The sequence below is a fragment of the Salinibacterium hongtaonis genome, from assembly GCF_003065485.1.
Taxonomy (GTDB): domain Bacteria; phylum Actinomycetota; class Actinomycetes; order Actinomycetales; family Microbacteriaceae; genus Homoserinimonas; species Homoserinimonas hongtaonis.
The window spans coordinates 510,046-534,601 of sequence record NZ_CP026951.1 but is presented as its reverse complement, the minus strand read 5'-3'; the positions used below and the strand labels follow the sequence as shown (position 1 = coordinate 534,601).

The following is a 24,556-nucleotide window of genomic DNA, read 5'->3' as shown; positions in this document are numbered from 1 at the left end:
CTGGTTCAGCCCCACTTCTCGCTGACCTTGAACAGCTTGTCCGCGATCAGGTAGATGACGACGGTCGCACCGACGAGCAAAAGGCTCATCGCGGCACCGAGATCCGGTCGGTTGGTCGTGTTGATTTGAAGGTTGATTACCCCAGAAACCGTGAGGTTCGATGGCCCACCGAGAAGCAGCGGTGTCACATAGAAGCCGAGCGACATCACAAACACGAGCACCCCGCCGCTGATGAGAGAGGGCTTAAGCGCCGGGAGGATGACGCTGCGCAGAACGAGGGTGGGGCCGGCGCCGAAAATGACGGCTGCGTTGAGTTGTTCCTTGTCGATTCCGCTCATCGCGGTCATGACCGGCAACACCACGAAGGGAAGCATGACCGCGACCATTGCGGGGTACATCGCGATTGCCGTTTGGTAGAGCTCGATCGGCTCATCGGTGAGCCCAAGCGTATTAAGAAGCCAGAAGAGGGCCCCGCGGGGAATCTCGATGAGCATCCAGCCGACCGTGCGAACAACGATCGAGGTCCAGAGCGAGAGCATGAGAAACGCGACGAGAACCATGGAGAGCCACGATGGAGCTGCCCAGATTCCGAGCCCGTAGAGGGCACCGACGAGCATTGTGAGAAGCGTGACGATGACGGCCATGACGAGGGTGCGCAGCAGAGCCGCCGTGAAGGCGTTCATGGCGAACATTTCGCCGAACGCCGATCCGCCCGATTCGAAGGCCTGGATGATGAGCATGGCGATCGGTGCGCCGAGGGCGATGGCGAAGAATACGATCGGTGGCCAGAGTAGCCAACGCTTCTCCGTCTGTGTCCTGGTGGGTTTCACCTGGATCTCCTTGCGTTTGTGTGGAGCTGTGCGAAACGTGCCGCTCGCCTCGGAACCTCTCACCGGTGCGAAACGGACGCTAGATACTGCGAGAACCGTCGGGTGACGACGGCGAGTGGCCCGGGGCGCGGACGCCCCGGGCCGGGGTCTTACCTAGCCCGCGAGCCAGTCGGTGTATCGCCCGACGAGTTCGTCGAGATTGTCGGCGCGGAACTGCTCGTCGAAGTAGATCGAGCCGTCGTTGCCGGGGCCGCCGGGGAGGCGCTTCGCCGTGCTGTTCTCAAGAAAGTCGAATGTGACTTCGTTGGCGGGACCGTAGAAGGTGCGCTCGGTGAACGCGGCCTGGCGTTCGCCATCCGTTAGCCACTCAGCGATCTCGAACGCGTTCTCGGGGTTCTTCGCCTTCGCAGGAACGACGAAGAAGTTGGGGCTGAGGAACGCCTCGTTCCACTGCACCGTTACGTCGAGACCCTGGTTGATGAGGGCGGTGAACTGACCAGTAACGCTCACGGCGATCGATGCGCTGCCGGTCGAGAGAAGCGTCTGCACCTCTGGGTAGGACTCGTAGAACACGAGGTCCCCGCGGATGGAGTCGAGCTTGGCGGTCGCGCGGTCAAGGTCGAGCGGGTAGAGGTCTTCCTGCGCAACACCGTCGGCGAGAAGCGCTAGCTCGAACGATGCGTCGTAGCTGCCGGGGCTGCCCGGCCAGGCACGCTTTCCGGGGAACTTCTTGGTGTCGAAGAAGTCTGCCCAGTCCTGCGGGCCTCCGTCGGGGTAGGTGTCAGTGATCCATCCCTGCGCGATCCCGATCAGAAAGCCGCCGATCGCGTAGTCGCGGATCCCTTCGGGAAGAGTGTCGGATTTGGTTGCACTGTCGGGCAGAGCAACGATGTTGTCCTTGTACTTGATGAGTGAGTCTGACGACACCTGGATCAGGTCGTAGTCGCCCTCGCCGCCCTCGAGCATCTTCGCCATGATGGCGTCGGAGAGCGAAGCCGAGATGACCTTGATGCCGGTCTCCTCTTCGAATCCGTCGAAGTAGGCGATCTGGCGGCTCTCGTTGGTCGGCCCGCCGTAGTCGGCCCACACCACCTCGCCGCCCTCAGAGCCTGACGAATCCCCTCCGGTCGCAGAGGAGCAACCTACGAGAGCAACGGTTACTGCGGCTACACCAGCGAGCGCTGAGAGTGCACGCTTCCTGCGCCGCGAGCCTGCGGTGGCACTGATCATAAAATCGGTCCATTCTTGACGTCGTTGTCGGTGATGAAGCTCTTGTTACACCGACACTCTAGCGGGAATGGATCCAATCTATGTAGGTGTGGATCCGAATTAGTTGCAGGAATGTTTCCAATTCGTAAACTCACCCCGTGGCCAGTGAAGGCCACCGGTCGTTAGTCGGCCGTGGCGTTACTCGGTCAGGATCTCCGCCGCCGCCCGCGCCTGGTACATCGCATCGTCTAGATCGCTGCCCCCGACCGAGACGTGACCGACCTTGCGCCCTGGGCGGGAATCCTTGCCATAGCTGTGGAACTTTACGGTGGGATGCTCGGCCATAGCCTTGGCATAGCGCGAGTCGAGGCCGCCCCCCACTGGCCCCCCGAGCACGTTCACCATGACCGTCCATGCATCCCTGGTGCCGGTGGCTCCGAGCGGAAGGTCGAGCACGGCACGCAGGTGCTGCTCGAACTGACTCGTCGTCGAGCCCTCAATGCTCCAGTGCCCTGTGTTGTGCGGTCGCATCGCAAGCTCGTTGATGAGCAGCCGATCATCCGTCGTCTCAAAGAGCTCCACGGCGAGCACACCGGTCACGTCGAGCCCTTCGGCAACGGTCACGGCGATCTGCTCGGCAACATCGGCGATGCGCCCTGCCGAGTTGGGGGCAGGCGCGATGACCTCCGCACACACCCCGTTCTGCTGCACGCTCTCAACGACGGGCCACGCCACAATGTCGCCGGAGGGCCGACGCGCCACCGACTGTGCGAGCTCACGCCTAAACTCGACGAGTTCCTCCGCGAGAAGCGCGCCGATTCCCGGCGCCTCGAACCAATCGTTAGCCTCGCGCCCGCGGCGAACCACGCGCACCCCCTTGCCGTCATAGCCGCCTCGCGGGGTTTTCACGATGGCAACGCCGCCATGGGTTTCGATGAAGGCGTCAAGCTCGGCCTCAGTCGACACGGCGGCCCACTCCGGCACCGGCAGCCCGAGTTCGCTGAGCCGGGCGCGCATGAGGAGCTTGTCTTGCGCATACAGCAGCGCATTCGGGCCCGGCCGCACTGCGACTCCGGCCTCGACCAGCGCCGAAAGCACCGCCTGAGGAACATGCTCGTGGTCAAAAGTGATCACATCGACCGCCGCCTCGCGGGCGAAGCGCAGCACCTGGTCGGCATCGATGTAGTCGCCGACCTGAGTCGCGGCAATCGCCGATGGGCTGCCATCGTTCTCTGCAAAAACGCGCAGGTCGATTCCCAGATGGGTCGCGGCGGGGATCATCATGCGGGCAAGCTGCCCGCCCCCGATAACACCAACGGTGAGGGTCATGCGAATCTCCGAAACTTCTGGGCGGATGCTCGGCCGCCGCCTCGGCAGTCGTGCGAGTATTGGCGGCTAGACTGCACACCGCCACTCCCATCTTCGCCTATCGACGAGGTCCTCACGTGCGTTCAGAGTCTCGATCCGCCTCGGCAAAGAGGCTTGCCGGTCAGCTCATGCGATTCGGGGCAGTCGGGGTTGTCGGGCTTGTCATCGATGTTGGCGTGTTCAACATCCTTCGCCTGACGGTTCTCTCCCCGGAGAACCTGCACGAGGGCCCCGTGATCGCCAAGCTCATCTCCACCTCTCTCGCGATCATCGCTAACTGGCTCGGCAATCGTCACTGGACCTTTCGTCGAGCACAGCGGGCTAATCCCGTCGGCGAGGGACTGCGGTTCGCGGCGGTGAGCGTCGCGGCGATGGTGATTCCGCTGACCTGCCTCTGGCTTTCGCACTACGTGCTGGGGTTCACGAGCGCACTTGCCGACAACATCTCCACGAACGTCGTGGGGCTCGGGCTTGGCATGGTGTTTCGCTTCTTGCTCTACCGGTCGTGGGTATTTGCCGAGCCGAGCGTCGACACGGCAGCGGATGCCGCGGCCAACCCGGAGCCGTCGCTACGGGCGCCCAAGGGCCCGATACGTCCACCCGGCAGCGCGCCACTGCGCGGGATCAAGGCAGTTGCGCCCATCGACGATCGCTCTCGTCCTCACGAGTGAGCCGAGCTCCTCTGGATCAATCTCGCGATACTCCTGCCATTCCGTGAGCAACAGCACGGCATCGGCATCACGAGCCGCCTCCATGGCCGTCCCCGCGACAGCAAGCTGCGGTTTGCGCAGTCGCGCCGTCTCCACCGCCTGAGGGTCGGTGGCAACAACGTCGGCGCCGAGCTCTGTCAGACGCACGGCGACATCGAGCGCGGGCGAATCGCGCACGTCATCCGAGTTCGGCTTGAACGCGAGGCCCAGAACGGCGATGCGGCGACCGCTGACGTCTCCGCCTACAACCTCACGTGCGAGATCGACCATCCGTTCCCGTCGGCGCATGTTGATCGCGTCGACCTCCTGCAAGAACGAGAGCGCCTGATCGACGCCCAGTTCTTCTGCGCGCGCCATGAATGCCCGGATGTCCTTGGGCAGGCATCCGCCACCAAAGCCGAGGCCCGCGTTGAGAAAGCGGCGACCGATGCGGGCATCGTGCCCGATCGCATCGGCGAGCGCCGTCACATCGGCCCCTGTTGCCTCCGCGACCTCAGCCATGGCGTTGATGAACGAGATCTTGGTCGCCAGAAACGCATTTGCCGAGACCTTGACGAGCTCGGCCGTGGCAAAGTCCGTCACAACTTTGGGAGTGTCTGCCGCGAGCGCCCGTGAATAGACCGAGTCAAGGATGCCCTCGGCTGTCGTGTCTGACGCGTCGATTCCATAGACAAGACGGTCGGGCGAGATGGTGTCGGCGACGGCAAAGCCCTCGCGCAGAAACTCGGGGTTCCACGCGAGAGATGCCCCGGGCGCACCCGTGGTGATTCGCTCCGCGAGCCGTGCTGCCGTTCCCACAGGAACCGTGGATTTGCCCACGACCAGGTCCCCGGCCGCGAGGTGGGGAATCAGGGCATCGACGGCGGCGTCGACATAGCGCAGGTCTGCCGCATTGCTTCCTTCACGCTGGGGAGTGCCCACCGCGATGAAGTGCACGGTGGCACCCCGAGCATCCGCGATGTCAGAGCTGAACCGCAAACGGCCGGAGGCCATGGCGCTCGCGAGCAGCTCTGGCAGTCCAGGCTCAAAGAACGGAGGGGTGCCGGCGGCCAGCAGCTCGATCTTGCGCTCATCGACATCGATGCCCACAACCTCGTGCCCCAGCTCAACCATGCACGCGGCGTGCACGGCTCCCAGATAACCACAGCCGACGACGGAGATCTTCACGGGGACGCCTTCCTTGCCGCAGCAGGGTCATTCACAAACTTTCGGGTGCACCCAGCTTACGAGGGGTGTGTCACCGAATGTCGTATGCCGTTGTTTCATCGCCAGCGGCACTCGCCGCGTGCCCCCGCGGGTTCATATTGCGCTCCATCAAATCGTGGAGTGCGTCGTGCACCAGATCGGCGCTCGGCACATCACGCAGGACGAGCGGCTGCTCCAGGCCAGCGTTGATAATCACGTCACCGCTGCGGAACATGCTCTGAAGCGCACCACGCGAGAGTGTGACGTCATAGCCCCGGCTGTGCAGGATCTCTTGACGGATGCGCGTGAAGAGCCCCCGCCGCATTACAAGGCGCCGCGTGGTCACCGTGTATCGGGTTGAGAGCCACCGAAAGAGCGGGATCAACCAGAGCAGCGCCAGCAGAAGGCCACCGACGCCCACGAGCGCCACATTCTGCCACTCCTCGGGGAACACATTCGAGAAGTAGGCAAGCGTGCCGCCGCCGACAATGAGCAGCAGGCTCGGCCAAAAGAGAGCGCGCGCGTGGGGCCTCAGCCGCGCGACAACGCGTTCACCGTTTATGGCGGCGCCGTCGGTGTCAGTCGCCATCGGTTATTCGTCCCTCACATGCGTGACATCGCCCGCGGCAATCGTCATCCGGGTTCCGTCATCGGCTCGTCGCACAATCAGGCGCCCATACTCGTCAATCTCCAGCGCCCTCGCCACAGGCTCCTCGCCGCTCGGCAAGGTCAGCCGCACGTCGCGGCCGAGCGTCACACACTCTGCGGCCACGGCGTCGGCCAGTCCTGCGGCGACCGCGTCACCGTTGTGGCGCACCAGCTGGTCATAGGCGGCACGCAACTCGGAGAGGTACACCGACAACACCCTGTCGGGCAGCCCGTCACCGCGCGCTCCCTCCACCGTGAGGGATGTTGCGGTGGGCGTGGGCAACTCATCCGCCGCAAAGGCAAGGTTGACGCCTGCCCCCAGCACCACTGCTGGCCCAGCAACAAGCTCTGCAAGCAGGCCGGAGACCTTGTTGCCAGCGATCAGCACGTCGTTCGGCCATTTGACGCCGACGGATGCTGCCGCTGGGGAATCGTCGTCGGCGAGCGCCCCCCGCACCGCCCGGGCCATGGCCAGACCCGCGATCAGCGGGAGCCAGCCAAAGCTCTCGGCAGAGAAGGCCGGGCGAAGAAGAACGGAGATCGCCAGGGTGCGGCCGGGCGGGGCTACCCAGGTGCGCCCGAGCCTGCCCCTGCCGCCGGTCTGGTCGTCAGTGACCACGGCCGAGAAGTGGGGCCAGCCCTGCGCAGCCCGCTCAACCAGTTCGGTGTTGGTCGATGTGCACTGCTCGAGCACATCAAGCCGCGACACAAGCGGGGCGCTGAGCGACAGAGAAGAAGACAGTGCCATGCGCCCAGAGTAATGCTGGGCGCCTCGGTGACGGGTGCGCCGTGCTGCTAGCCGACGGATACGATGAGCGCGTGAACTCCCCCGAGGTTTCCTTCCGCACCCGAACCGCCCACGGCGTCATGCGTCTCGCCGCGCGGCTGAGAATGGCGGAGCCAGAGATTCTCGGGCTTAGCGCCGTTGTGCGCCCCGGCGACACCGTCTTCGATGTCGGCGCCGCCTATGGAATGTATACGGTTCCCCTCGCCGCGCTCGTCGGGCCTGGCGGTTCCGTTAACTCGTTCGAGCCCCAGAAGCGGCAGTTCCGCATGGTCGGAGCGTTGCGCTCGCTGATCGGTGCCCGTCACGTTCGCGTAGCCCATGCCGCCATCGGAATGGAGCAGGGCGAGCATTCGATGCTGTTGCCCGTTAAGTTTGGGGTCCCCATTTATGGGCACACCCATGTGGCAACCGGAACCGAACGCGCCCTTACCCCGCAAGCGCCCCGCCAGCGCACATGGAAGGTGCGAATGGAGACGGTGGATGCCTGGTGCGAGCAGCACAGCATCCCGAGCGTGTCATTTCTCAAGGTCGATGTGGAGGGGTTCGAGCCGAGCGTGCTCGACGGCGCCGAGGCCACGATCACCGCCTACCTCCCCAGCCTGTTGCTCGAAATCGAGGATCGCCACATCGGGCGCTACGGCAGGGGCGCTAACGACTTCGCAGACGACGTGCGCAGCCGCTGGCCCCAGTACCGCATGTACACGTGGTCAGCATCGGGATGGACCCCCACCGAGCGCGTGACGCTGGCAGCGCGCAACTACCTTTTTGCGACTGACACAGCGTTTAGCCGCGGTCTTTTGTAGGAGACCTCACTCTGGCGGGGGTGGTGCGCCGGTAAAGTGAGGCGCGTGACTGCCGAAAACGCCGCCCATGTCGATGCGAACACCGACGCCGCCGATGCCCCGAACATGTACACGACCGCGGGCAAGCTTGCCGACCTTAAGAACCGCTATCACGAAGCGGTGACCGCGAGCGGCGAAACCGCCGTCGCCAAGCAGCATGCCAAGGGCAAGAAGACGGCCAGGGAGCGCATCGAGCAGCTTCTCGACCCCGGATCGTTCGTCGAACTCGACGAGTATGTTCGGCACCGCACCCACGCGTTCGGCATGGACAAGTCTCGGCCCTACGGCGACGCTGTCGTTACGGGAACCGGAACGATTCACGGTCGCCAGGTCGCCGTTTATGCGCAGGACTTCACAATCTTCGGCGGGTCGCTCGGCGAGGTCGCTGGCGAGAAGATCATCAAGGTCATGGATCTTGCTCTTCGCCTCGGTATCCCCATCATCGGCATGCTCGATTCCGGCGGGGCTCGCATCCAAGAGGGCGTTGTCGCCCTCGGCAAATACGGCGAAATCTTCCGCCGCAACACCATGGCGTCGGGCGTCATCCCGCAGATCTCCATCGTCATGGGCCCGGCCGCTGGTGGCGCCGTGTACTCCCCCGCGCTCACCGACTTTGTGATCATGGTCGACAAGACGAGCCAGATGTTTGTCACAGGCCCCGACGTGATCAAGACCGTCACGGGCGAAGACGTGGGCATGGAGGAGCTCGGCGGCGCTCTCACCCACAACAAGGTCTCTGGCGTCTCGCACTACCTCGCAAGCGACGAAGACGATGCCCTTGACTACGCACGGGCCCTGCTCTCGTTCCTTCCCGACAACAATCTCTCCGATTCGCCCGCCTACGCGTCGGATGTCGAGCTCGAGATCACCGACGAAGACCGCAAGCTCAACGTCGTGATTCCCGACAGCCCCAACCAGCCCTACGACATGACCACGATCATCGAGCACATTGTCGATGGCGGGGACTTTCTCGAGGTGCAGCCGCTCTTTGCCCCCAACATCATCATCGGCTTCGGCCGTGTCGAGGGTCGCTCGGTCGGCATCATTGCCAACCAGCCGAGCGCCATGGCGGGCACCCTCAACATTGAAGCGGGCGAGAAGGCTAGCCGTTTCGTTCGCTTCTGCGATGCCTTCAACATCCCGATTCTGACCCTCGTGGATGTTCCCGGTTACCTCCCGGGCACCGACCAGGAATGGACCGGCGTCATCCGTCGTGGCGCCAAGCTGCTCTACGCCTACGCTGAAGCCACTGTGCCGCTCGTCACTGTGATCACGCGCAAGGCCTACGGCGGCGCGTACATCGTGATGGGGTCGAAGCAGCTGGGGGCCGACCTCAACTACGCATGGCCCACCGCCGAGATTGCCGTTATGGGCGGGCAGGGTGCCGTGAACATCCTCTACCGCAGCGAACTCAAGACGGCCGAGGCCAACGGTGAGGATGTCGCGGCCGTGCGCACCCGGCTCGCCAACGAATACACCTACAACGTTGCAAGCCCGTTCCTCGCCGCCGAGCGCGGCGAGCTCGATGGCGTCATTGAGCCGGCCGCGACCCGCGTGATCGTGACCAAGGCGCTGCGCACCCTCAAGACCAAGCGGGCAAGCATGCCTCCCAAGAAGCATGGGAACATCCCCCTGTGACGGGCACCCCGTTCGGTGAGGTTCCCGACCTCTCCGTGGTACCTGAGCCGATCGACATTGCGGTCACGGGTGGGTCGCCGACGGCAACAGAAGCCGCGGCCGTTGTTGCGGTCGTGAGTTCCGTCGTCGATGAGCTCCGGGAGGCCGACGACCCCGCCCCCGTTGCCACCTCCGCATGGATGCGTAGCGCCCGTTCTCTGAGAACGCCGCTTCGGGCTGGCCCGGGGGCCTGGGCCGCGTCCCGACCACTCCGCTAGGTTCATCCCGAGCGAAATGTACCCCAGGTCATGTCCCTCACTCGGGGGGATTTGGCGGACCAGTTGGGCCATCTACGGGGAATTTTACGAAATTGTCCCCCAGTCGTCCCCCGAAATGATGACTTTCCTGTATGGTTACCGCAATGCAACATAGATAGTGCTAGGTGTCACTCCAAGAGTCACACCACGATTCATTAGCCGACTAGGGTAAGCGGGCTAGTGAATTGGGGGCGAGTCAGGGCGATATTCGGGTTATCGTTCCGACTCGGGGTCTAGAGGGGCCGGAAGCTAAGCTTCCGGCCCCTCTCCCACTTCGCCGCCGATCGAGACAGAGAGCCGACCCGGCGAATCCGTTGCCCCGTCGTTGCCCTCCGCTCGGGGAATCTCGAGCCACAGCACGATCTCCGGCTCGTCACTCTCGTCAGAGGAATGACCCAGCAGGTTGACCCCGCTCGCCATGAGCCCCACTACGGTGACAGCGACTTCAGATCCCGCCGCAACGGTTCTCACGATGATCGTGTCGGCCGCGCACCCCTGCAGGGCGTGAGCGATGCGGGAGTGCACGATCGCAGCATCGCCTGCGGGCAGATCATCGATGCCGCCCTCGTCGAGAAGGTTGACGGTCGCGCCTCTGCGCCTGGCCATCATCACCTGTTCGCGCACCGCGTCGTCCAGCAGGCTTCGACCCCGAATCTCATCGCGGATGCTCGCCTCGAGAAGCAGACACTCGCGCCTCTCCCCCTCGGTCAAAGCGCCGTCCGATTCGACGATGTGGCGCAGCATCGGCAAGGCCATTCGCCCCGTCTGCTCCAGGCGAAACCGTCGCTCCTGCAGGTGAGCATCCTGCGCGGCCTGCCACTGAGCGGCCTCCCGCTCGGCAGCAATATAGACCTGCGCGTCGCGATCGGCCTTGGCTAGAGAGCTGCGCAGCATGTGCGATACCCCCACCCACAGCACGCTCCCAAAAACCCCCAGAGGGGCCAGCTCGCCGAAGCCGCCCCACAAGAGAGACTGCACGACGAGGATGCCGATGCCTACCCACGAGAGCAGGAGGAACCCGCGCGCGGAGGTGAAGACCATGAGCGCGCCCACGGCCGCCACGTACCAGGTGGCGTAGCTGCTGCCAGGCACGAAGTCCGCCGGCAGCTGGGAGGTTACTAACATCGGCAGAATCAGCGCGAGAGCCACATTGCACAGCCCGATCCAGAACTGCGCACGTTTTGACTCCACCGCAAGGCTCGCAATGGTGGCCGCGGCAAACAGCAAACCGGCGATCGCAACTCGAGCGGGACCCGTGCCATCGTCGATCGACGACGCGGCGAGAATGAGCAGGTAGCCCGAAAATACGGCGCCCAGGGCAATAACGACGTAGCGAGGCACGGAGAGGTTCACTGCGGCACCTCCGCGCGCGCAGGCCACGCGATCGTGACCACCGTGCCGGCACCGGGCGTGGAGTCGACGCGCGCGACTCCCCCGACCCCCTGCATCCGCTCGATGATCGACACGCGAACGCCCAGACGCTCTGCCGGGATGTCCCCGACGACGAACCCGCGCCCGGCGTCGCCCACCTGAACGACAACCCCATCCTGTGCCCGGCGCACGGTAACCCAGCGGGAGACGCTTTCGTCGCCCGCATGGTGAAAGCTGTTCACCATGGCCTGCAACGTGGCCGCATACAGCGACTCGGCAGCCATCGTGGGTAGCGTCCCGTCACCAGCCTCCTCGGCCGACATGTCGAATGAGGCTCGCATCATGTCTCGCACACCGCAGATTCGCCTAACGACTTCGCGAACCGGCACGAGGGTTTCGTCGCCCGAGGGGGCGGCCACCGCTTGCTTGAGGTGGACTATGGCGTTGCGGGCGAGGTGTGTGGCCCGGTGTCGCTGCTCCTCGGTCTCCGCCCGGGCAGCGGAAAGGAACGTCGTGAGCACGGTGTCGTGCACAAGGGAATCAACCCGGACCCGCTCCACCTCAGTGGCGTGTTCCCGAACGGCGTCGAGATAGCGAGCGAGCGCCATCGACTGCGCGTCGTCGACCCGTCCCGCCGCCGAGCGCAGCATCGTGATGATCACGAGAACTGCCCCACCCAAGAGAATCGAATAGACCACGTCGAGCGCCGTGATGGTGAGGGAGCCTGAGCCGCCATACGGCGTCAGCCGCACGAACCCATAGATCACGGGCGCAACGATCAAATAGAGGGAGGCTGCCACAACCGGGAACGCCACCGCGGCGGCGGCGGTAGACACCGTCATCATCAGCCAAACCCACGGCCGACCGGCGCCCTCCCACGGAGAGAGCCCGACCGAAAGCGGCCAACTCACGAGGATGATGAGAAAGACGAAGGCGAAGATCGCGTTGATGATCTCGGCACCGCGTTTGATCAGCGACGCGACGAGGCTGATCACCAAGAGCCCGTAGACGGTTACCACCGTGCTGAACCACCACGCCGTGTCGATCAGATCGCGCTGGGCCAGAGCAGTCGGCAGCGATTGGGCACCGAAGAGGAGCCCGAAGACAGCCACGGCGCGGGCGATGACAATCTCAAGGCTCGCACGGCTGATCGGGCGCCGCACCGACCTGGTCGACACCGGGGGTGGTGTGACCGGTGCGCTACGCGCCATTGATGGATTCGACGTCCATGCTGGGCAGAATCCCGTCTTCGACGGCACGCCTGAGCAGATCGACCTTGGTGGGAGCCGGCCGGCCGACCTCCACATACTTCAAGCGGATGCGGTCCAAATATTCGCGGGCCGTTGAATAGCCGATCCCCAGCTTCTCCGCTGCGAGTTTGAGCGGAAGCCCCGAGGCGTAAAGGTGCAGAATCTCGCGCTCACGACGCCCCAGCTGGGCCTTGGCAAAGTCGCTGTCGGCATCGATAGCCGTCGCCCACTCAAGGTTATTGAGCACGTCTCCGCGCGCGACCGTCTCGACCGCCGTCATCACGATCTGCGTCGCAGACGATTTAGGGATGACCCCGGCAGCGCCTGCGGCGAGCGCTTCCCTCACCAGCACGACACGGTCGGCGATGCTGTGCACGAGCACCGCGGAGCCGGTCGCCTGAACCCGCTTAACGTTCTCGGTCACGGTCGAACCATCGCCGAGCGACAGGTCAAGAACTACGACGTCGTTCTCCCGGCCGCCAAGTTCGCGTTCGAACTCGCCAACGGAGGCCGCAGCCACGATGAAGTCAAAGCCCGCCTCGAGGCACGCTGAGCGCAGCCCCAGCCGAACCGACTCGTGGTCATCGACCACAGAAACCCGCACAGGGTGGGCAGAGGATCCGTTCATGGATCGGTACCTCACATCTCTCAAAATCGGGGCGAGAGTCAATCGGGGGCACGATAACTCACCCCCCATGCTAGACCGGCTGGGGCCTCAGACTACGAAAGTTTCAGTCTCTAACAAGAGTTGCGACAGCCTCAACATGGTGGGTGTTGGGGAAAAGGTCGAATGCTTTGAGTCGCTCAAGGCGGTATCCGTGGGCCGAAAGAAAGCCCAGGTCCCTGGCGAGAGCCACGGGATCACATGCAACGTAGACCAGCTGGCTCGCGCCTAGGTCAGCGAGCGAGTCGATGACCTCTCGACCGGCACCGGCGCGGGGCGGGTCAAGCACGACCGTCGAGCCGTCGAGCGACACACCCGTTCGTTTGAGCTGCTGCAGGTAGCGGTCGACCCTGGCCGTAATGGCCTGAGCTCCGAGCCATTCCTGCAGATTCTCTGCCGCGTGGTCTGTCGCGAGCGAGTCGCTCTCGACCGTCGTGATGCGGGTCGTCGGGCCGAACCTGTCGCCTACGGCCGCGGCCAACAATCCGACCCCTCCATAGAGGTCCTGATTGGCGGCGCGCGGGTCGAAGCGCGTCTCGTCGATAGCATCCTGCACCGCCGTGGTCAGCGTCTGCGCCGCTGCCTGGTGCACCTGCCAGAAACCTCGAACGTCGAGGCGAAACTCCCTCTCCCCCACAACCTCGACGATGGTCTGTGCCTTGGGGCGACCCTTGGCATTCGCGTCGCCCGCGATCACGAAGGAGTTGCTGCCGGATGGGGCAACAACATCCACATGGGTCGAGCCCGTGAACCTCTCGGTCAGCGGCGTAATGCGCGCCACCTCGGGAGCCGCGAGCGGCACGCTTGTCACAGGGATCACGCGGTGGGATCGGGATGAATACGGGCCGAGGGTGCCGTCTTCTGCGACGTGAAGGCGCAGGCGTGTGCGCCATCCGGTGCCGTCTGCGGGTCCTGCGATCGGCTGAACCTCGACATCGGTATCCAGCGCGGCCATGCGCTTGATGGAGTCGACGAGCACCCGACGCTTGAGCTCGCGCTGATGCCCGATCTCAATGTGGCCGAATTCGGCGCCGCCCGCACGATCTTCGGGAGCGCGGTCCACCGAGGCCTCTGCCCACACATGGGGCTGGCGGTGCGGCGACGCCTCGATGACCTCGACGGTCTCGGCTCGCCAGAACGACTTTTTACGGTCCTCCGTGATCTCAACGAGCACGCGCTCGCCGGGGATCGCGTCGCTGACGAAGATCACCCTGCCATCGTGCCGTGCGACGGAGATTCCCCCGTGCGCGATGTTGGTAACGTCGACTTCGAGCCGTGTGCCCTGCATTTCACCCATCCCACGAGCATAGGAGCCCCGCGCTGAACGAAACGCCCGACGCCGAGCCCGTGCGTCTCTACCTGGCCTCAACATCCCCCGCCCGACTGGCGACTCTGCGCTCTGCCGGCATCGAACCGGCGGGTCTCATCAACCCCGGCGTGGACGAAGAAGCACTCGTCGCCAGGCGCGAAGAAGAGCGTGGCGCCCCGCTCTCCGCCGCCGAAATGGTCGCCGAGCTCGCGAGAGCCAAGGCCGAGGCCGTTGTCGGGTCGCTCGTCGATGGCGAGCCAATAGACGGCTTCATTCTTGGCGGCGACAGCGCGTTCGAACTCGACGGGGTGATCTATGGCAAGCCTCACACCGCCGACATCGCGCGCGAACGGTGGGCACGCATGATCGGCAGAACCGGGGTACTTCACTCTGGGCATTGGCTCATCGACCACCGCGGTGGCACGGCGTCCGGTGGTATCGGGCAGGTCGAGGATGCCACGGTCGAGTTCGCCGCCGACATCAGCGACGCCGAGATCGAGGCCTATATCGCGACGGGTGAACCGCTCGCCGTGGCCGGTGCCTTCACGATCGACAGCAGGGGTCAGGCATTTATCTCCCGCATCTCTGGCCAACCGAGCACCGTCATTGGTCTCTCGGTGCCCACCCTGCGAGCCCTTCTCGGTACAGGATTCGGCGTGGAGTGGCACCGGCTCTGGAACCGCTAATACCCGGGGAAATCACGTCCTGCTGTAGATATCCCATTGAAGCGACACGAGATTTTTGTGACCCTTATCCAAAGAACCGGTCCCAAGGGCGAATAAGCTGAACAACTATGCCCCGTATCTCGAAGGTCCTTATCGCTAACCGTGGCGAGATTGCCGTGCGCATCATCCGGGCCGCTAAGGACGCTGGCATCTCCTCCGTTGCCGTCTACGCCGACCAAGATCGCGACGCCCGCCACGTGCGCCTTGCCGACGAGGCCTACTCGCTCGACGGCAGCACGAGCGCAGACACCTACCTCGTCATCGACAAGATCCTCTCGATCGCCCGCCGCTCCGGCGCCGACGCCGTGCACCCTGGCTACGGATTCTTGGCCGAGAATGCAGACTTCGCGCGTCAGGTCATCGGCGCAGGCCTGATCTGGATCGGTCCATCCCCCGAGGCCATCGAGAAGCTCGGAGACAAGGTCTCCGCCCGCCACATCGCGGAGAAGGTCGGCGCTCCGCTGGCACCAGGAACCCTCAACCCCGTCAGCGGCGCAGACGAGGTTCTCGACTTTGTGGATGAGCATGGGCTCCCCGTCGCCATCAAGGCAGCATTCGGCGGCGGCGGCCGCGGCCTCAAAGTCGCTCGCACCCGCGAAGAAGTCCCCGAGATGTTTGAGTCAGCCACCCGCGAGGCCATCGCTGCCTTCGGCCGCGGCGAGTGCTTCGTCGAAAAGTACCTCGATAAGCCCCGCCATGTGGAGACCCAGTGCCTGGCGGATGCTCACGGCAACGTGGTCGTGATCAGCACCCGCGATTGCTCCCTCCAGCGTCGCCACCAGAAGCTCGTAGAAGAAGCCCCGGCACCGTTCCTCACCGATGCCCAAAACGAGCTGCTCTACAGCTCGTCCAAGGCGATTCTGCGAGAGGTCGGCTACGTCGGCGCCGGCACCTGCGAGTTTCTCGTCGGCCAGGACGGCACAATTTCGTTCCTCGAGGTCAACACCCGACTTCAGGTTGAGCATCCTGTTTCAGAAGAGGTCACGGGCATCGACCTCGTGCGCGAACAGTTCCGACTCGCCGAGGGCGGCGTGCTCGATTACGAGGACCCCGTGCCGCACGGCCACTCCTTCGAGTTCCGCATCAACGGAGAAGACCCCGGGCGTGGCTTCTTGCCGTCCCCCGGCCCCATCCACGTGTTCCGCGTTCCCGGCGGCCCCGGAGTGCGCGTCGACAGCGGCGTCACCACGGGAGACGTCATCAGCGGCGCCTTCGACTCCATGATCGCCAAGCTCATCGTCACGGGCAGCAGCCGCGAGGACGCGCTTGAGCGCTCGCGCCGCGCCCTCGACGAGTTTGAGGTAGCTGGCTTGCCGACCGTGCTGCCATTCCACCGCGCCATCGTGCGAGACCCCGCCTTCACCTCCAGCCCCTTCAGCATCTACACCCGCTGGATCGAGACTGAGTTCGCGGGCAACCTCGAGCCGTGGAGCGGCGAGCTCGAAGACTCGGGCCCCGCGCCGGAGCGCCGCAGCGTGACCGTTGAGGTCGACGGCAAGCGCGTCTCGGTGAGCCTCCCTGGGCGAATCGTTCCGACAGCCGGCGCGGCAACGCTCTCCGCTGCGCCCCGTCGCCGCGGCGGGGGTGGCGGCGTCTCGACGTCGACCGGAGACACGATCACCGCGCCCATGCAGGCCACCATCATCAAGTTCGCCGTCAACGAGGGCGACAAGGTCGTCAAGGGCGACCTCGTGCTGGTGCTTGAGGCCATGAAGATGGAACAGCCGCTCTCCGCACACAAGGACGGCACGATCTCCGGCATCAACACGGCCGTAGGCTCTACGGTCTCGTCCGGCCACGTGCTGCTCAGCATCGTCTAACCCCTGCTGAGGGGCGCCCCCGCAGCCGCCACCGCTTGCGCGCCCGAGCCTGCTTGCGCACCCAAATCCCCGCTGAGGGGCACGAAATGCGCCTTCCGCTGGCTCGCGAAGACGCATGTGGCGCCCCTCGACAGGGCAAGAGAGCGCCCGAGCGACGCTAGTTGACGATGTGCAGCGCCCTGGCCGCGTCAGTGACGCTGCTCGAGAGCGAGGGGTAGACGGCGAACGCGTTCGCCACCTGGTCGACGGTGAGCCGCTGCTCGATCGCAATGGAGATCGGCAGGATGAGGTCGGATGCCCTGGGCGCCACCACGACGCCACCGATGATGGTTCCCGATCCTGTGCGGGCGAAGAGCTTGACGAAACCGTGCTTGATTCCCATCATCTTGGCGCGAGGGTTCTGCACGAGCGGCAGCTTGTAGATCACACCCTGGGCGAGCCCGTCCTCGATCTGACGCTGCGTCCAGCCCACCGATGCGATCTCCGGCTGCGTGAAGATGTTGGAGGTCACATTGCGAAGCTCGGTCGGGTTTACGGCGTCGCCCATGGCATGGTAGACGGCCGTGCGGCCCTGCATGGAGGCAACGGATGCGAGAGGGAAGAAGTCAGAGCAGTCACCGGCCGCATAGATCGACGGCATCGAGGTGCGCGCTACTCGGTTGACGCGGATGTGACCGGAGTCGGTGAGCTGAACGCCAGCATCCTCAAGCCCGATTCCCGCTGTGTTGGGGATCGAGCCGACCGCCATGAGGCAGTGGCTACCCTCGACGGTGCGCCCGTCGGTCAGGGTCGCCACGACACCGGTGTCGGTGCGCACGATGCTCTCGGCGCGGCTCTTGTTCATCACCGTCATGCCTGCCCGCGTAAAGACGTCTTCAATCACCCTGGCGGCATCCGCATCTTCGCCGGGGAGCACCTGGTCACGGCTAGAGATCAGCGTGACCTCTGCACCGAGTGCGTTATAGGCGGAGGCGAACTCGGCACCGGTGACGCCGGAGCCGACCACGATCAGATGTTCGGGGATCGTGTCGAGGTTGTAGAGCTGGGTCCAGGTGAGGATGCGCTCCCCGTCGGGCATGGCCGAGCTGAGCACGCGGGGGCGTGCGCCTACCGAAACGACGACGGTGTCGGCCTCGATCGTGTCGAAGTCTTTGCGAGCCTTGTCCTTGCCGGTCGAAACGACAACATTGTTCGGCCCATCCAGCCGGCCGTCGCCCTGAACGATGGTGACCCCGGCACGAACAAGCTGCGACTTCATGTCTTCGGACTGCTGCCGCGCGAGGCGAAGTAGCCGCTGGTTGACGGCCCGCAGGTTCACCGCGACCTCGGGGCGAACGGGACGCCCGGAGTCGTCGCGCGAAAAGAACTGCACGCCGAGATCCCCTGCGTCGCTGATCGCGCGGGCGGCCTCTGCCGTAGCGATGAGCGTCTTGCTCGGCACGACGTCAGTGAGAACGGCGGAGCCGCCCACCCCCACGCGTTCGACAAGAGTGACCTCTGCCCCCATTTGGGCCCCGGCGAGAGCCGCCTCGAAGCCGCCAGGCCCCCCTCCGATGATTGCGATTCGGTGGGTGCGTTCAAACTGGTAGGCCATGCATCCCATTCTCCCCCGCTTCGCCCAGAAGCGACAATCCAGCAGGGGCGACGCGCCGCGAGGCTCTGCACTCCTGAGCACGACTGTTCTCTGCGCGCGGAGCGCACAATAAGGTGGACGGATGGTTGAACAGCACCCTCTCTCAGACCCCACGGCCGACCCCTTCGAGATCGCGGCCCGGGCGGCGTCGGAGATCGCCGACAAGACAGGCGTCGAACGCCACGACATCGCCCTGACGCTGGGGTCTGGATGGGCCAAGGCCGCTGACCTCATCGGCGAAACGACCGCGACCATCCCCGCGACCGAGATCACCGGGTTCAGCAAGCCTGCCCTTGAAGGCCACGTGGGCTCCATCCGCTCCGTGCTGCTGCCGAGCGGCAAGCGCGCCCTCGTGATCGGCGCTCGCACCCACTACTACGAATCCCACGGAGTGCGCAGAGTCGTGCACAGCGTGCGCACGGCAGCGGCCACGGGTGCCTCGATCATGATCCTCACCAATGGCGCCGGGGGAATCAAAGAGACGTGGAAGCCCGGCACGCCCGTGCTCATTAGCGACCACATCAACCTCACGGCTGACTCTCCTCTCGAGGGCGCTACGTTTGTCGACCTGACCGATCTGTATTCGTCCCGCCTCAGGGCCATCGCTAAGGGCATCGACCCGAGCCTCGACGAAGGCGTCTACACGCAGTTCCGCGGGCCGCACTATGAGACGCCCGCCGAGGTTCAGATGGCCAAGATCATCGGTGGCGACATTGTGGGGATGTCGACGGCGCTCGAGGCGATCGCCGCCCGCCAGGCAGGCATGGAGGTTCTGGGCATGTCGCTCATCACGAACCTCGCCGCGGGCATCCAGAAGACCCCCCTGAGCCACGCAGAGGTCATCGAGGCCGGGCGCGACGCCGAGCCCGTGATTAGCCGCCTCCTCGCCTCAATCGTGGAGGCGCTGTGAACGGCGGCGCACCCGAGGCGCTCCTCGATGCCGCAATCGCCTGGCGCGACCAAGACCCCGACGCCGAGACTCGCGCCGAGCTGACCACACTTGTTGATGCGGCTTCGGCAGGATCAGAGTCGGCGATCGCCGAGCTGCGTTCCCGCTTTGACTCTCGCCTCGTGTTTGGCACGGCGGGGCTGCGCGGTGAACTTGCCGCGGGGCCCAACCGCATGAACCGGGTTCTCGTAACCCAGGCAGCCGCGGGACTCGCCGCCTACCTCGTCGAGCACTTCGACTCCCCCTCCATCGTGATCGGCTACGACGGGCGCAAGAATTCGAGCATCTTCGCCCAGGACACCGCCGAAATCATGGCGGGGGCCGGGGTGCGGGCCATCCTGCTGCCCCGAATGCTGCCCACTCCCGTGCTCGCTTTCGCCGTTCGCCACTTCGACGTGAGCGCCGGGGTCATGGTCACGGCATCCCACAACCCGCCGAACGACAACGGCTACAAGGTCTACTTGGGCGGGGCATCGCACGGGTCACAGATCGTCTCACCGGCCGACGCCGAAATTGAGGCGCACATCTCAAAGGTCGCCACTGAGCGCACCCTCGACTCCCTGCCGCGCTCCGCGGAGTACGCCACCGCCGACGACGCGGTTGTCGAGGAATACATCCGCCGCACCGTGGAGCTCGCTCCGGCGACGGCCGCGCCCCTCAGCTACGTCTACACGGCAATGCACGGTGTTGGTCTCGAAGTCGCCCGGCGCGTTTTTCTCGCCGCTGGCTTTGCCGAGCCGGTTCTCGTTGCCACCCAGGTGCAGCCTGATCCCGCTTTTCCCACCGTGGCGTTCCCCAATCCCGAGGAGCCGGGGGCCATGGATCTCGCCTACGCCACCGCTACCGAGGCTGGCGCCCAGCTCATCATCGCCAACGACCCGGATGCTGACCGCCTCGCCGTTGCCGTGCCCGACTCTGCCGAGGCGAGCGGGTGGCGCAGACTCTCGGGCAATGAGGTCGGCACCCTGCTGGGCTGGCGTGCAGCCGAGAAGCTCTCTCGCACGGGGCGCATCGGTGCTCTCGCAGCATCCGTTGTGAGCAGTCCTGCCCTTCGATTCATCGCGGCCCGCTATGACCTGCCCTATTCCGACACCCTCACGGGCTTCAAATGGGTCTCTCGCGTCGACGACCTGGCCTATGGCTACGAGGAGGCCCTGGGTTACCTCGTCGACCCCGACAAGGTTCGCGACAAGGACGGCATCTCCGCCGCCCTCGACTTTCTCGCCCTCGTTTCTGAGCTTGAATCGGCGGGCAGCAACCTCGCCGAGCATCAGGCTAGGTTCGACGCCGAGTTCGGCGCATTCGCGTCGTCGCAGGTGTCGGTCCGCGTAACGGATACGAGCGTGATTGGCTCCACAATGGCCAGGCTGCGACAGACCCCTCCGACGGTGCTGGGGTCGCTCGCGGTCACCTCGATCGACGACTTCGTTAACGGGCTCGACGACTTTGCCCCCAGCGACATCCTGCGCATCAGTCTGCAGGGTGGATCTCGGGTTATCGTGCGCCCCAGCGGCACCGAGCCCAAACTCAAGGTCTATATCGACGCGGCCGTTGCCGAGGGCCCCGCTCGTCTGCGTCGCGCTGCGGCTCAGACCATCGTCGACGAGCTGGAGCAGGCAGTTCGGGTTCTCGTCGCGTAGGGGCTCTAACGGCCCAGGGTCTGGGCGAGCGCCCGCGCAAGGCTGTCGAGCGGGTTTGCCATCCCGGCGACTCGGCGCGCGGCCGTTGTCATCGACAGCTGCATCGCAAACGCCGACCCTCCGGCATCGGCGCGAGTCAGGCTCTCCAAGCTCGACGCCAGAAGGGCGTCGTGGTCGGCAGCTCGCCCGGCAACGAAGAGCTCGAAGGCCTCCGGAATCAGCTCGACGGTGAAATCGCAGTCGACCCCCCTCGCGGCCGCATAGTCGCGCAGTCGTGTGATCGTTGGCTCCACGGTTGACGGGTTCGTGAAGAACAGCCTGCGAGGCCGCGCCGAGGCGCAGATGCTCTCGAACAGGGGCTCGTCAACCACAAGCACCGGCATCGCGAGGTTAGGCTCTGCCGGCACGAGAGCGGCGTAGGCCGTGCAGGTGACCACGAGGGCATCCGCACCAGCGGCCGCCATCCATGCCAACTGTTCGACGGTGCGGGATCGCCCATCGGCATCCGAAAACGAATCGTCCCGCGTCAGCCGCGCCAGCAGCCCTGGATCGACATAGTGGACACCGTCGGCGTCGAGAGCTGCGAGGACCTCATCGAGGTAGGCGATGTTGCCGTGATGCACATGGATGCACGCCACCCGCTGTCGCGTCGGCGTGGACAGCGACGAAGCGCCGGTCACTCAGGAAACCGCATGATGTCGAGCACCTGCTCGGCCGAGGTCGCCCCCATAAGAGCGCCGATTACCGATGAGTCGTTGAACAGGTTCGCGATGGCCGCAACCGATGCCAGATGAGAATCGGAGTGGCGGATTGCCAGACCAAGCACGACGGAGACCGGATCGTTGTGCGGATGCCCAAAGACCACAGGAGTCGCGAGCGTCACGACAGAGAGACCGTCTGCGAGTACCTCCGGGCCTGGTCGCGCGTGGGCCAGCGCGAGCCCAGGGGCGATGACCACGTAGGGGCCGTGCTCCTCGATCATGCGGATCATCTCGTCGGAATAGCCGGGGCGGGTCGACCCGGCGGCCACGAGTGCCGCACCTGAAAGCCGAACGGCGGCGCGCCAGTCTGCGGCGTCTGCGCGGAGCACAACACCGTCGGCCGACAGGGCGGGCAGGGCCATTAGGCTTCCTCGAAGCCCGCCGAGATCGCCTCGGCTAGCTCCTGGCGCTCCTCGACGGGGAGGAAGGCTGCGGCAGCGGCGTTGAGCTGAAAACGCTCGAGGTCATCGAGGTCATATCCGAATGCCTCGCTGAGCAGCGCGAGTTCGCGGCTCAGAGTGGTGCGGCTCATCAGGCGGTTGTCGGTGTTCACCGTGACGCGGAAGCCGAGCTGGTACAGCAGGTCAAACGGGTGGTCGATGAGGTCGTCGCCCCATGCGGCGATCGCGCCGGTCTGCAGGTTGCTCGATGGGCTCAGTTCGAGAGCGATCTCGCGGTCCTTGACCCACTGCGAGAGCACACCGAGCGTGACATAGGTCGCCTCGTCATCGGTGCTGTCGATCGTGATGTCCTCGGCGAGACGAACGCCGTGACCGAGCCGGAGGGCCCGGCCGTCAACGAGGGCGCTCTGGATGCTGGCCAGGCCGTCGGCCTCGCCGGCGTGCACTGTTGCCGGAAAGTAGTGGGCGGCGAGATAGTCGAACGCGGCGCGCGCCTTGCTCGGCGGGAACCCCGCCTCCGCGCCAGCGAAGTCGAAGCCGACCACACCATTGTTGCGGTGACGCACGGCCAGCTCTGCGATCTCGAGGCCGCGGTCGGCGTGGCGCATGGCCGTAACGAGCTGGCCAACACGGATGTCGTGGCCGCCGTTCTGTGCATCCTGCACCCCGGCATCCAGCCCCTGCTGCACGGCCTCGACTACCTCGTCGAGGCTCAGACCGCGGGTGAGGTGCTGTTCGGGAGCCCAGCGAATTTCGCCATAGATCACACCGTCGGCGGCGAGGTCGGCAACGAACTCGCGGGCGACACGCTCAAGTCCTTCCGTGGTCTGCATGACGGCAGTCGTCACGTCGAAAGTCTTGAGGTAGTCGACGAGCGAGCCGGAGTCCGCGCTGTCGGCGAACCATGCTCCGAGCGACGTCGCGTCGGATGCCGGCAGGTCGAGACCGATCGTGTCGGCGAGTTCGACGATCGTCTGCGGGCGGAGGCCACCGTCGAGGTGATCGTGGAGCGACACCTTGGGGAGCCGGGTGATGTTGCCCCGACCGTTGGGGAGGAGCAGGTCGTCAGGCGCAGTAGTCATGTGACAAATCTACCCGCTCAGAGGCAGCTCCGAGATGGCGTACGGTCGCACACGCGGTCGCACCATCCCCGTTGCGGCCAACTGAGTCGAACGAGCCTCCTGTGCTCGGTAGCTCAGGCGATTCGATCCGCGATCAATGGGCCGCCATCGTCGATGGCGTCGCCCTCGTCGCCAATGCGCCAGGAGCCCTCGAGCGCTTCAAGCGCCCTGGCAAAGCGCTCGGGCTCATCCGCGGAGAGCGTGAAGAGCGGCTGTCCCTCGACGACCGTGTCGCCGGGCTTGGCATGCAGGTCGATGCCCGCAGCGTGCTGCACGGGATCCTGCTTTCGTGCGCGGCCCGCCCCGAGCCGCCAGGCGGCGACGCCAAACGGCAGCGCCTCCTGCTGAACGAGAACCCCGGAGCGCGGAGCGGTGACAACGTGGGTTTCCTTGGCGACGGGCAGCGCGGCATCCGGGTCGCCACCCTGGGCGCGGATCATGGCATTCCAGGTGTCCATTGCGCGCCCGTCCTTGAGCGCCGCCTCGACATCCGCATCGGGCTGACCTGCCAAAGCGAGCATTTCGCGCGCGAGCGCGATCGTGAGCTCGACAACGTCGGCCGGGCCGCCGCCCGCGAGCACCTCCACAGACTCCCGAACCTCGTTAGCGTTGCCGATGGCCAGGCCGAGCGGCACGTTCATGTTGGTGAGCAGCGCGACGGTCGCCACCCCGGCATCCTTGCCGAGGGCCACCATCGTCTGAGCAAGCTCGCGGCTGCGCGCGGGATCCTTCAAGAAGGCCCCCGAGCCGAACTTCACGTCGAGCACAAGCGATGCCGTGCCCTCGGCGATCTTCTTCGACATGATGGACGACGCGATGAGGGGGATCGCCTCGACGGTCGACGTGATGTCGCGCAAGGCATAGAGCTTCTTGTCGGCGGGAGCGAGGCCAGCACCGGCAGCACAGATCACCGAACCTACCTCTTCGAGCTGCGCAAAGAATTCGTCATTGCTCAGGTCTGCGCGCCAGCCTGGGATGGCCTCGAGCTTGTCGAGAGTGCCACCGGTGTGGCCAAGCCCGCGACCGGAGAGCTGAGGGACCGCCACTCCGAATGAGGCGACGAGCGGTGCCAACGGCAGCGTGATCTTGTCGCCGACTCCCCCGGTGGAATGCTTATCGGTCGTGACCTTCGAGAGCGAATCGAAGTTCATCCGCTCGCCGCTGGCGATCATCGCGAGGGTGAGATCGCGGATCTCCTCGCGCTCCATGCCGTTCAGAAAGATCGCCATGGTCATAGCGGCCATCTGCTCATCGCCCACATAGCCACGCGTGTAGGCGTCGATCAGCCAGTCAATCTGCTCCGTGCTGAGCGTCCCCTTGTCGCGCTTGGTGCGAATGAGGTCAACGGTGTCGAAGGGCTCGATGGCCATGTGGTGCTCCTAGCTTTCGGATGCCGGGG

At 65.1% G+C, this 24,556-nt stretch carries 23 protein-coding genes; 8 read left to right on the top strand and 15 right to left on the bottom strand.

The genetic code is table 11. The features are described 5' to 3' along the window. Window positions 1-5: 5 nt before the first annotated feature. The 3 genes from C2138_RS02710 to C2138_RS02700 form a co-directional block, all read right to left on the bottom strand. On the bottom strand, window positions 6-830 hold the full coding sequence (locus C2138_RS02710) for an ABC transporter permease (RefSeq protein ID WP_108515329.1): 825 nt from the start codon (window positions 828-830) through the stop codon (window positions 6-8). 153 nt (window positions 831-983) lie between these two features. After that, window positions 984-2,060: an extracellular solute-binding protein gene (locus tag C2138_RS02705; protein WP_108515328.1), complete on the bottom strand. Its 1,077-nt coding sequence runs from the start codon at window positions 2,058-2,060 to the stop codon at window positions 984-986. 177 nt (window positions 2,061-2,237) lie between these two features. Continuing rightward, window positions 2,238-3,368 (bottom strand): 5-(carboxyamino)imidazole ribonucleotide synthase, encoded by a 1,131-nt coding sequence (locus tag C2138_RS02700; protein ID WP_108515326.1) that lies wholly within the window; start codon window positions 3,366-3,368, stop codon window positions 2,238-2,240. A gap of 116 nt (window positions 3,369-3,484) precedes the next feature. Here C2138_RS02700 and C2138_RS02695 point away from each other — a divergent pair, with 116 nt between their 5' ends. Next, window positions 3,485-4,078, top strand: a complete 594-nt coding sequence (locus C2138_RS02695) for a GtrA family protein (protein WP_241961155.1) — start codon at window positions 3,485-3,487, stop codon at window positions 4,076-4,078. Here the strand turns inward: C2138_RS02695 and C2138_RS02690 are convergent. The 3 genes from C2138_RS02690 to C2138_RS02680 all read right to left on the bottom strand — a co-directional run bounded on the left by C2138_RS02690 (window position 3,977) and on the right by C2138_RS02680 (window position 6,698). Next, complete coding sequence (locus tag C2138_RS02690) at window positions 3,977-5,284, bottom strand: UDP-glucose dehydrogenase family protein (protein WP_108515324.1); 1,308 nt, start codon at window positions 5,282-5,284, stop codon at window positions 3,977-3,979. The two genes, C2138_RS02695 and C2138_RS02690, sit on opposite strands and share 102 nt — an antisense overlap. Before the next feature lie 70 nt (window positions 5,285-5,354). Beyond that, on the bottom strand, window positions 5,355-5,891 hold the full coding sequence (locus tag C2138_RS02685; RefSeq protein WP_108515322.1) for a PH domain-containing protein: 537 nt from the start codon (window positions 5,889-5,891) through the stop codon (window positions 5,355-5,357). Between the two features lie 3 nt (window positions 5,892-5,894). Continuing rightward, on the bottom strand, window positions 5,895-6,698 hold the full coding sequence (locus C2138_RS02680; protein WP_108515320.1) for a biotin--[acetyl-CoA-carboxylase] ligase: 804 nt from the start codon (window positions 6,696-6,698) through the stop codon (window positions 5,895-5,897). 71 nt (window positions 6,699-6,769) lie between these two features. Here C2138_RS02680 and C2138_RS02675 point away from each other — a divergent pair, with 71 nt between their 5' ends. The 3 genes from C2138_RS02675 to C2138_RS02665 all read left to right on the top strand — a co-directional run bounded on the left by C2138_RS02675 (window position 6,770) and on the right by C2138_RS02665 (window position 9,474). Beyond that, window positions 6,770-7,540 (top strand): FkbM family methyltransferase, encoded by a 771-nt coding sequence (locus tag C2138_RS02675; protein WP_108515318.1) that lies wholly within the window; start codon window positions 6,770-6,772, stop codon window positions 7,538-7,540. 105 nt (window positions 7,541-7,645) lie between these two features. After that, the gene (locus C2138_RS02670; protein WP_108518711.1) at window positions 7,646-9,217 is read left to right on the top strand and encodes an acyl-CoA carboxylase subunit beta; all 1,572 of its coding nucleotides are present in this window, start codon (window positions 7,646-7,648) and stop codon (window positions 9,215-9,217) included. Beyond that, a complete protein-coding gene (locus C2138_RS02665; RefSeq protein WP_233245594.1) occupies window positions 9,214-9,474 on the top strand; it encodes an acyl-CoA carboxylase epsilon subunit in 261 nt (86 codons plus the stop codon). The genes C2138_RS02670 and C2138_RS02665 overlap by 4 nt, the downstream gene beginning before the upstream one ends. A 288-nt stretch (window positions 9,475-9,762) precedes the next feature. Here C2138_RS02665 and C2138_RS02660 read toward each other — a convergent pair whose 3' ends face one another. The 4 genes from C2138_RS02660 to C2138_RS02645 all read right to left on the bottom strand — a co-directional run bounded on the left by C2138_RS02660 (window position 9,763) and on the right by C2138_RS02645 (window position 14,095). Next, on the bottom strand, window positions 9,763-10,866 hold the full coding sequence (locus C2138_RS02660; RefSeq protein ID WP_199220494.1) for a DUF8320 family protein: 1,104 nt from the start codon (window positions 10,864-10,866) through the stop codon (window positions 9,763-9,765). Next, entirely contained in the window at window positions 10,863-12,095 is a 1,233-nt protein-coding gene (locus C2138_RS02655) for a sensor histidine kinase (RefSeq protein ID WP_159078115.1), read from the bottom strand. Before C2138_RS02655 ends, C2138_RS02660 begins: the two co-directional genes overlap by 4 nt. Continuing rightward, window positions 12,085-12,762, bottom strand: coding sequence for a response regulator transcription factor (locus C2138_RS02650; RefSeq protein ID WP_108515315.1), 678 nt, complete (start codon window positions 12,760-12,762; stop codon window positions 12,085-12,087). The genes C2138_RS02655 and C2138_RS02650 overlap by 11 nt, the downstream gene beginning before the upstream one ends. A gap of 103 nt (window positions 12,763-12,865) precedes the next feature. After that, window positions 12,866-14,095: a class I SAM-dependent RNA methyltransferase gene (locus C2138_RS02645; protein ID WP_108515313.1), complete on the bottom strand. Its 1,230-nt coding sequence runs from the start codon at window positions 14,093-14,095 to the stop codon at window positions 12,866-12,868. A gap of 50 nt (window positions 14,096-14,145) precedes the next feature. Here C2138_RS02645 and C2138_RS02640 point away from each other — a divergent pair, with 50 nt between their 5' ends. Together C2138_RS02640 and C2138_RS02635 are read left to right on the top strand one after the other, a co-directional pair. Continuing rightward, the gene (locus tag C2138_RS02640) at window positions 14,146-14,793 is read left to right on the top strand and encodes a Maf family protein (protein WP_108515312.1); all 648 of its coding nucleotides are present in this window, start codon (window positions 14,146-14,148) and stop codon (window positions 14,791-14,793) included. Between the two features lie 107 nt (window positions 14,794-14,900). Then, window positions 14,901-16,652: an acetyl/propionyl/methylcrotonyl-CoA carboxylase subunit alpha gene (locus C2138_RS02635; RefSeq protein WP_108515310.1), complete on the top strand. Its 1,752-nt coding sequence runs from the start codon at window positions 14,901-14,903 to the stop codon at window positions 16,650-16,652. Window positions 16,653-16,809: 157 nt separating this feature from the next. Here C2138_RS02635 and C2138_RS02630 read toward each other — a convergent pair whose 3' ends face one another. Then, window positions 16,810-18,246, bottom strand: coding sequence for an NAD(P)H-quinone dehydrogenase (locus C2138_RS02630; protein WP_108515308.1), 1,437 nt, complete (start codon window positions 18,244-18,246; stop codon window positions 16,810-16,812). Window positions 18,247-18,367: 121 nt separating this feature from the next. On the opposite strand from C2138_RS02630, the gene C2138_RS02625 reads away from it, so the two are divergent. Next, window positions 18,368-19,195, top strand: coding sequence for a purine-nucleoside phosphorylase (locus tag C2138_RS02625; protein WP_108515306.1), 828 nt, complete (start codon window positions 18,368-18,370; stop codon window positions 19,193-19,195). Continuing rightward, window positions 19,192-20,874: a phospho-sugar mutase gene (locus tag C2138_RS02620; RefSeq protein ID WP_108515305.1), complete on the top strand. Its 1,683-nt coding sequence runs from the start codon at window positions 19,192-19,194 to the stop codon at window positions 20,872-20,874. Before C2138_RS02625 ends, C2138_RS02620 begins: the two co-directional genes overlap by 4 nt. Window positions 20,875-20,879: 5 nt before the next feature. On the opposite strand, the gene C2138_RS02615 is transcribed toward C2138_RS02620, so the two are convergent. From C2138_RS02615 to C2138_RS02600, 4 genes are all read right to left on the bottom strand, one after another. Beyond that, on the bottom strand, window positions 20,880-21,554 hold the full coding sequence (locus tag C2138_RS02615) for a hypothetical protein (protein ID WP_108515303.1): 675 nt from the start codon (window positions 21,552-21,554) through the stop codon (window positions 20,880-20,882). Then, window positions 21,551-21,997 carry a PTS sugar transporter subunit IIA gene (locus C2138_RS02610; RefSeq protein ID WP_108515301.1) on the bottom strand — a complete coding sequence of 149 codons (447 nt, stop codon included), beginning with the start codon at window positions 21,995-21,997 and terminating at the stop codon, window positions 21,551-21,553. Before C2138_RS02610 ends, C2138_RS02615 begins: the two co-directional genes overlap by 4 nt. Then, complete coding sequence (locus C2138_RS02605) at window positions 21,997-23,118, bottom strand: adenosine deaminase (protein WP_108515299.1); 1,122 nt, start codon at window positions 23,116-23,118, stop codon at window positions 21,997-21,999. The genes C2138_RS02610 and C2138_RS02605 overlap by 1 nt, the downstream gene beginning before the upstream one ends. 113 nt (window positions 23,119-23,231) lie before the next feature. Continuing rightward, on the bottom strand, window positions 23,232-24,527 hold the full coding sequence (locus tag C2138_RS02600; protein WP_108515298.1) for a thymidine phosphorylase: 1,296 nt from the start codon (window positions 24,525-24,527) through the stop codon (window positions 23,232-23,234). Between the last annotated feature and the right edge of the window lie 29 nt (window positions 24,528-24,556).

What these genes read in the sequence shown, in the direction of transcription:
- C2138_RS02705 (WP_108515328.1), bottom strand. Translation starts at nt 2,060, where the DNA reads ATGATCAGTGCCACCGCAGGCTCGCGGCGCAGGAAGCGTGCACTCTCA.
- C2138_RS02680 (WP_108515320.1), bottom strand. Translation starts at nt 6,698, where the DNA reads ATGGCACTGTCTTCTTCTCTGTCGCTCAGCGCCCCGCTTGTGTCGCGG.
- C2138_RS02700 (WP_108515326.1), bottom strand. Translation starts at nt 3,368, where the DNA reads ATGACCCTCACCGTTGGTGTTATCGGGGGCGGGCAGCTTGCCCGCATG.
- C2138_RS02685 (WP_108515322.1), bottom strand. Translation starts at nt 5,891, where the DNA reads ATGGCGACTGACACCGACGGCGCCGCCATAAACGGTGAACGCGTTGTC.
- C2138_RS02650 (WP_108515315.1), bottom strand. Translation starts at nt 12,762, where the DNA reads ATGAACGGATCCTCTGCCCACCCTGTGCGGGTTTCTGTGGTCGATGAC.
- C2138_RS02610 (WP_108515301.1), bottom strand. Translation starts at nt 21,997, where the DNA reads ATGGCCCTGCCCGCCCTGTCGGCCGACGGTGTTGTGCTCCGCGCAGAC.
- C2138_RS02635 (WP_108515310.1), top strand. Translation starts at nt 14,901, where the DNA reads ATGCCCCGTATCTCGAAGGTCCTTATCGCTAACCGTGGCGAGATTGCC.
- C2138_RS02605 (WP_108515299.1), bottom strand. Translation starts at nt 23,118, where the DNA reads ATGACTACTGCGCCTGACGACCTGCTCCTCCCCAACGGTCGGGGCAAC.
- C2138_RS02600 (WP_108515298.1), bottom strand. Translation starts at nt 24,527, where the DNA reads ATGGCCATCGAGCCCTTCGACACCGTTGACCTCATTCGCACCAAGCGC.
- C2138_RS02625 (WP_108515306.1), top strand. Translation starts at nt 18,368, where the DNA reads ATGGTTGAACAGCACCCTCTCTCAGACCCCACGGCCGACCCCTTCGAG.
- C2138_RS02670 (WP_108518711.1), top strand. Translation starts at nt 7,646, where the DNA reads ATGTACACGACCGCGGGCAAGCTTGCCGACCTTAAGAACCGCTATCAC.
- C2138_RS02630 (WP_108515308.1), bottom strand. Translation starts at nt 18,246, where the DNA reads ATGGCCTACCAGTTTGAACGCACCCACCGAATCGCAATCATCGGAGGG.
- C2138_RS02655 (WP_159078115.1), bottom strand. Translation starts at nt 12,095, where the DNA reads ATGGCGCGTAGCGCACCGGTCACACCACCCCCGGTGTCGACCAGGTCG.
- C2138_RS02645 (WP_108515313.1), bottom strand. Translation starts at nt 14,095, where the DNA reads ATGGGTGAAATGCAGGGCACACGGCTCGAAGTCGACGTTACCAACATC.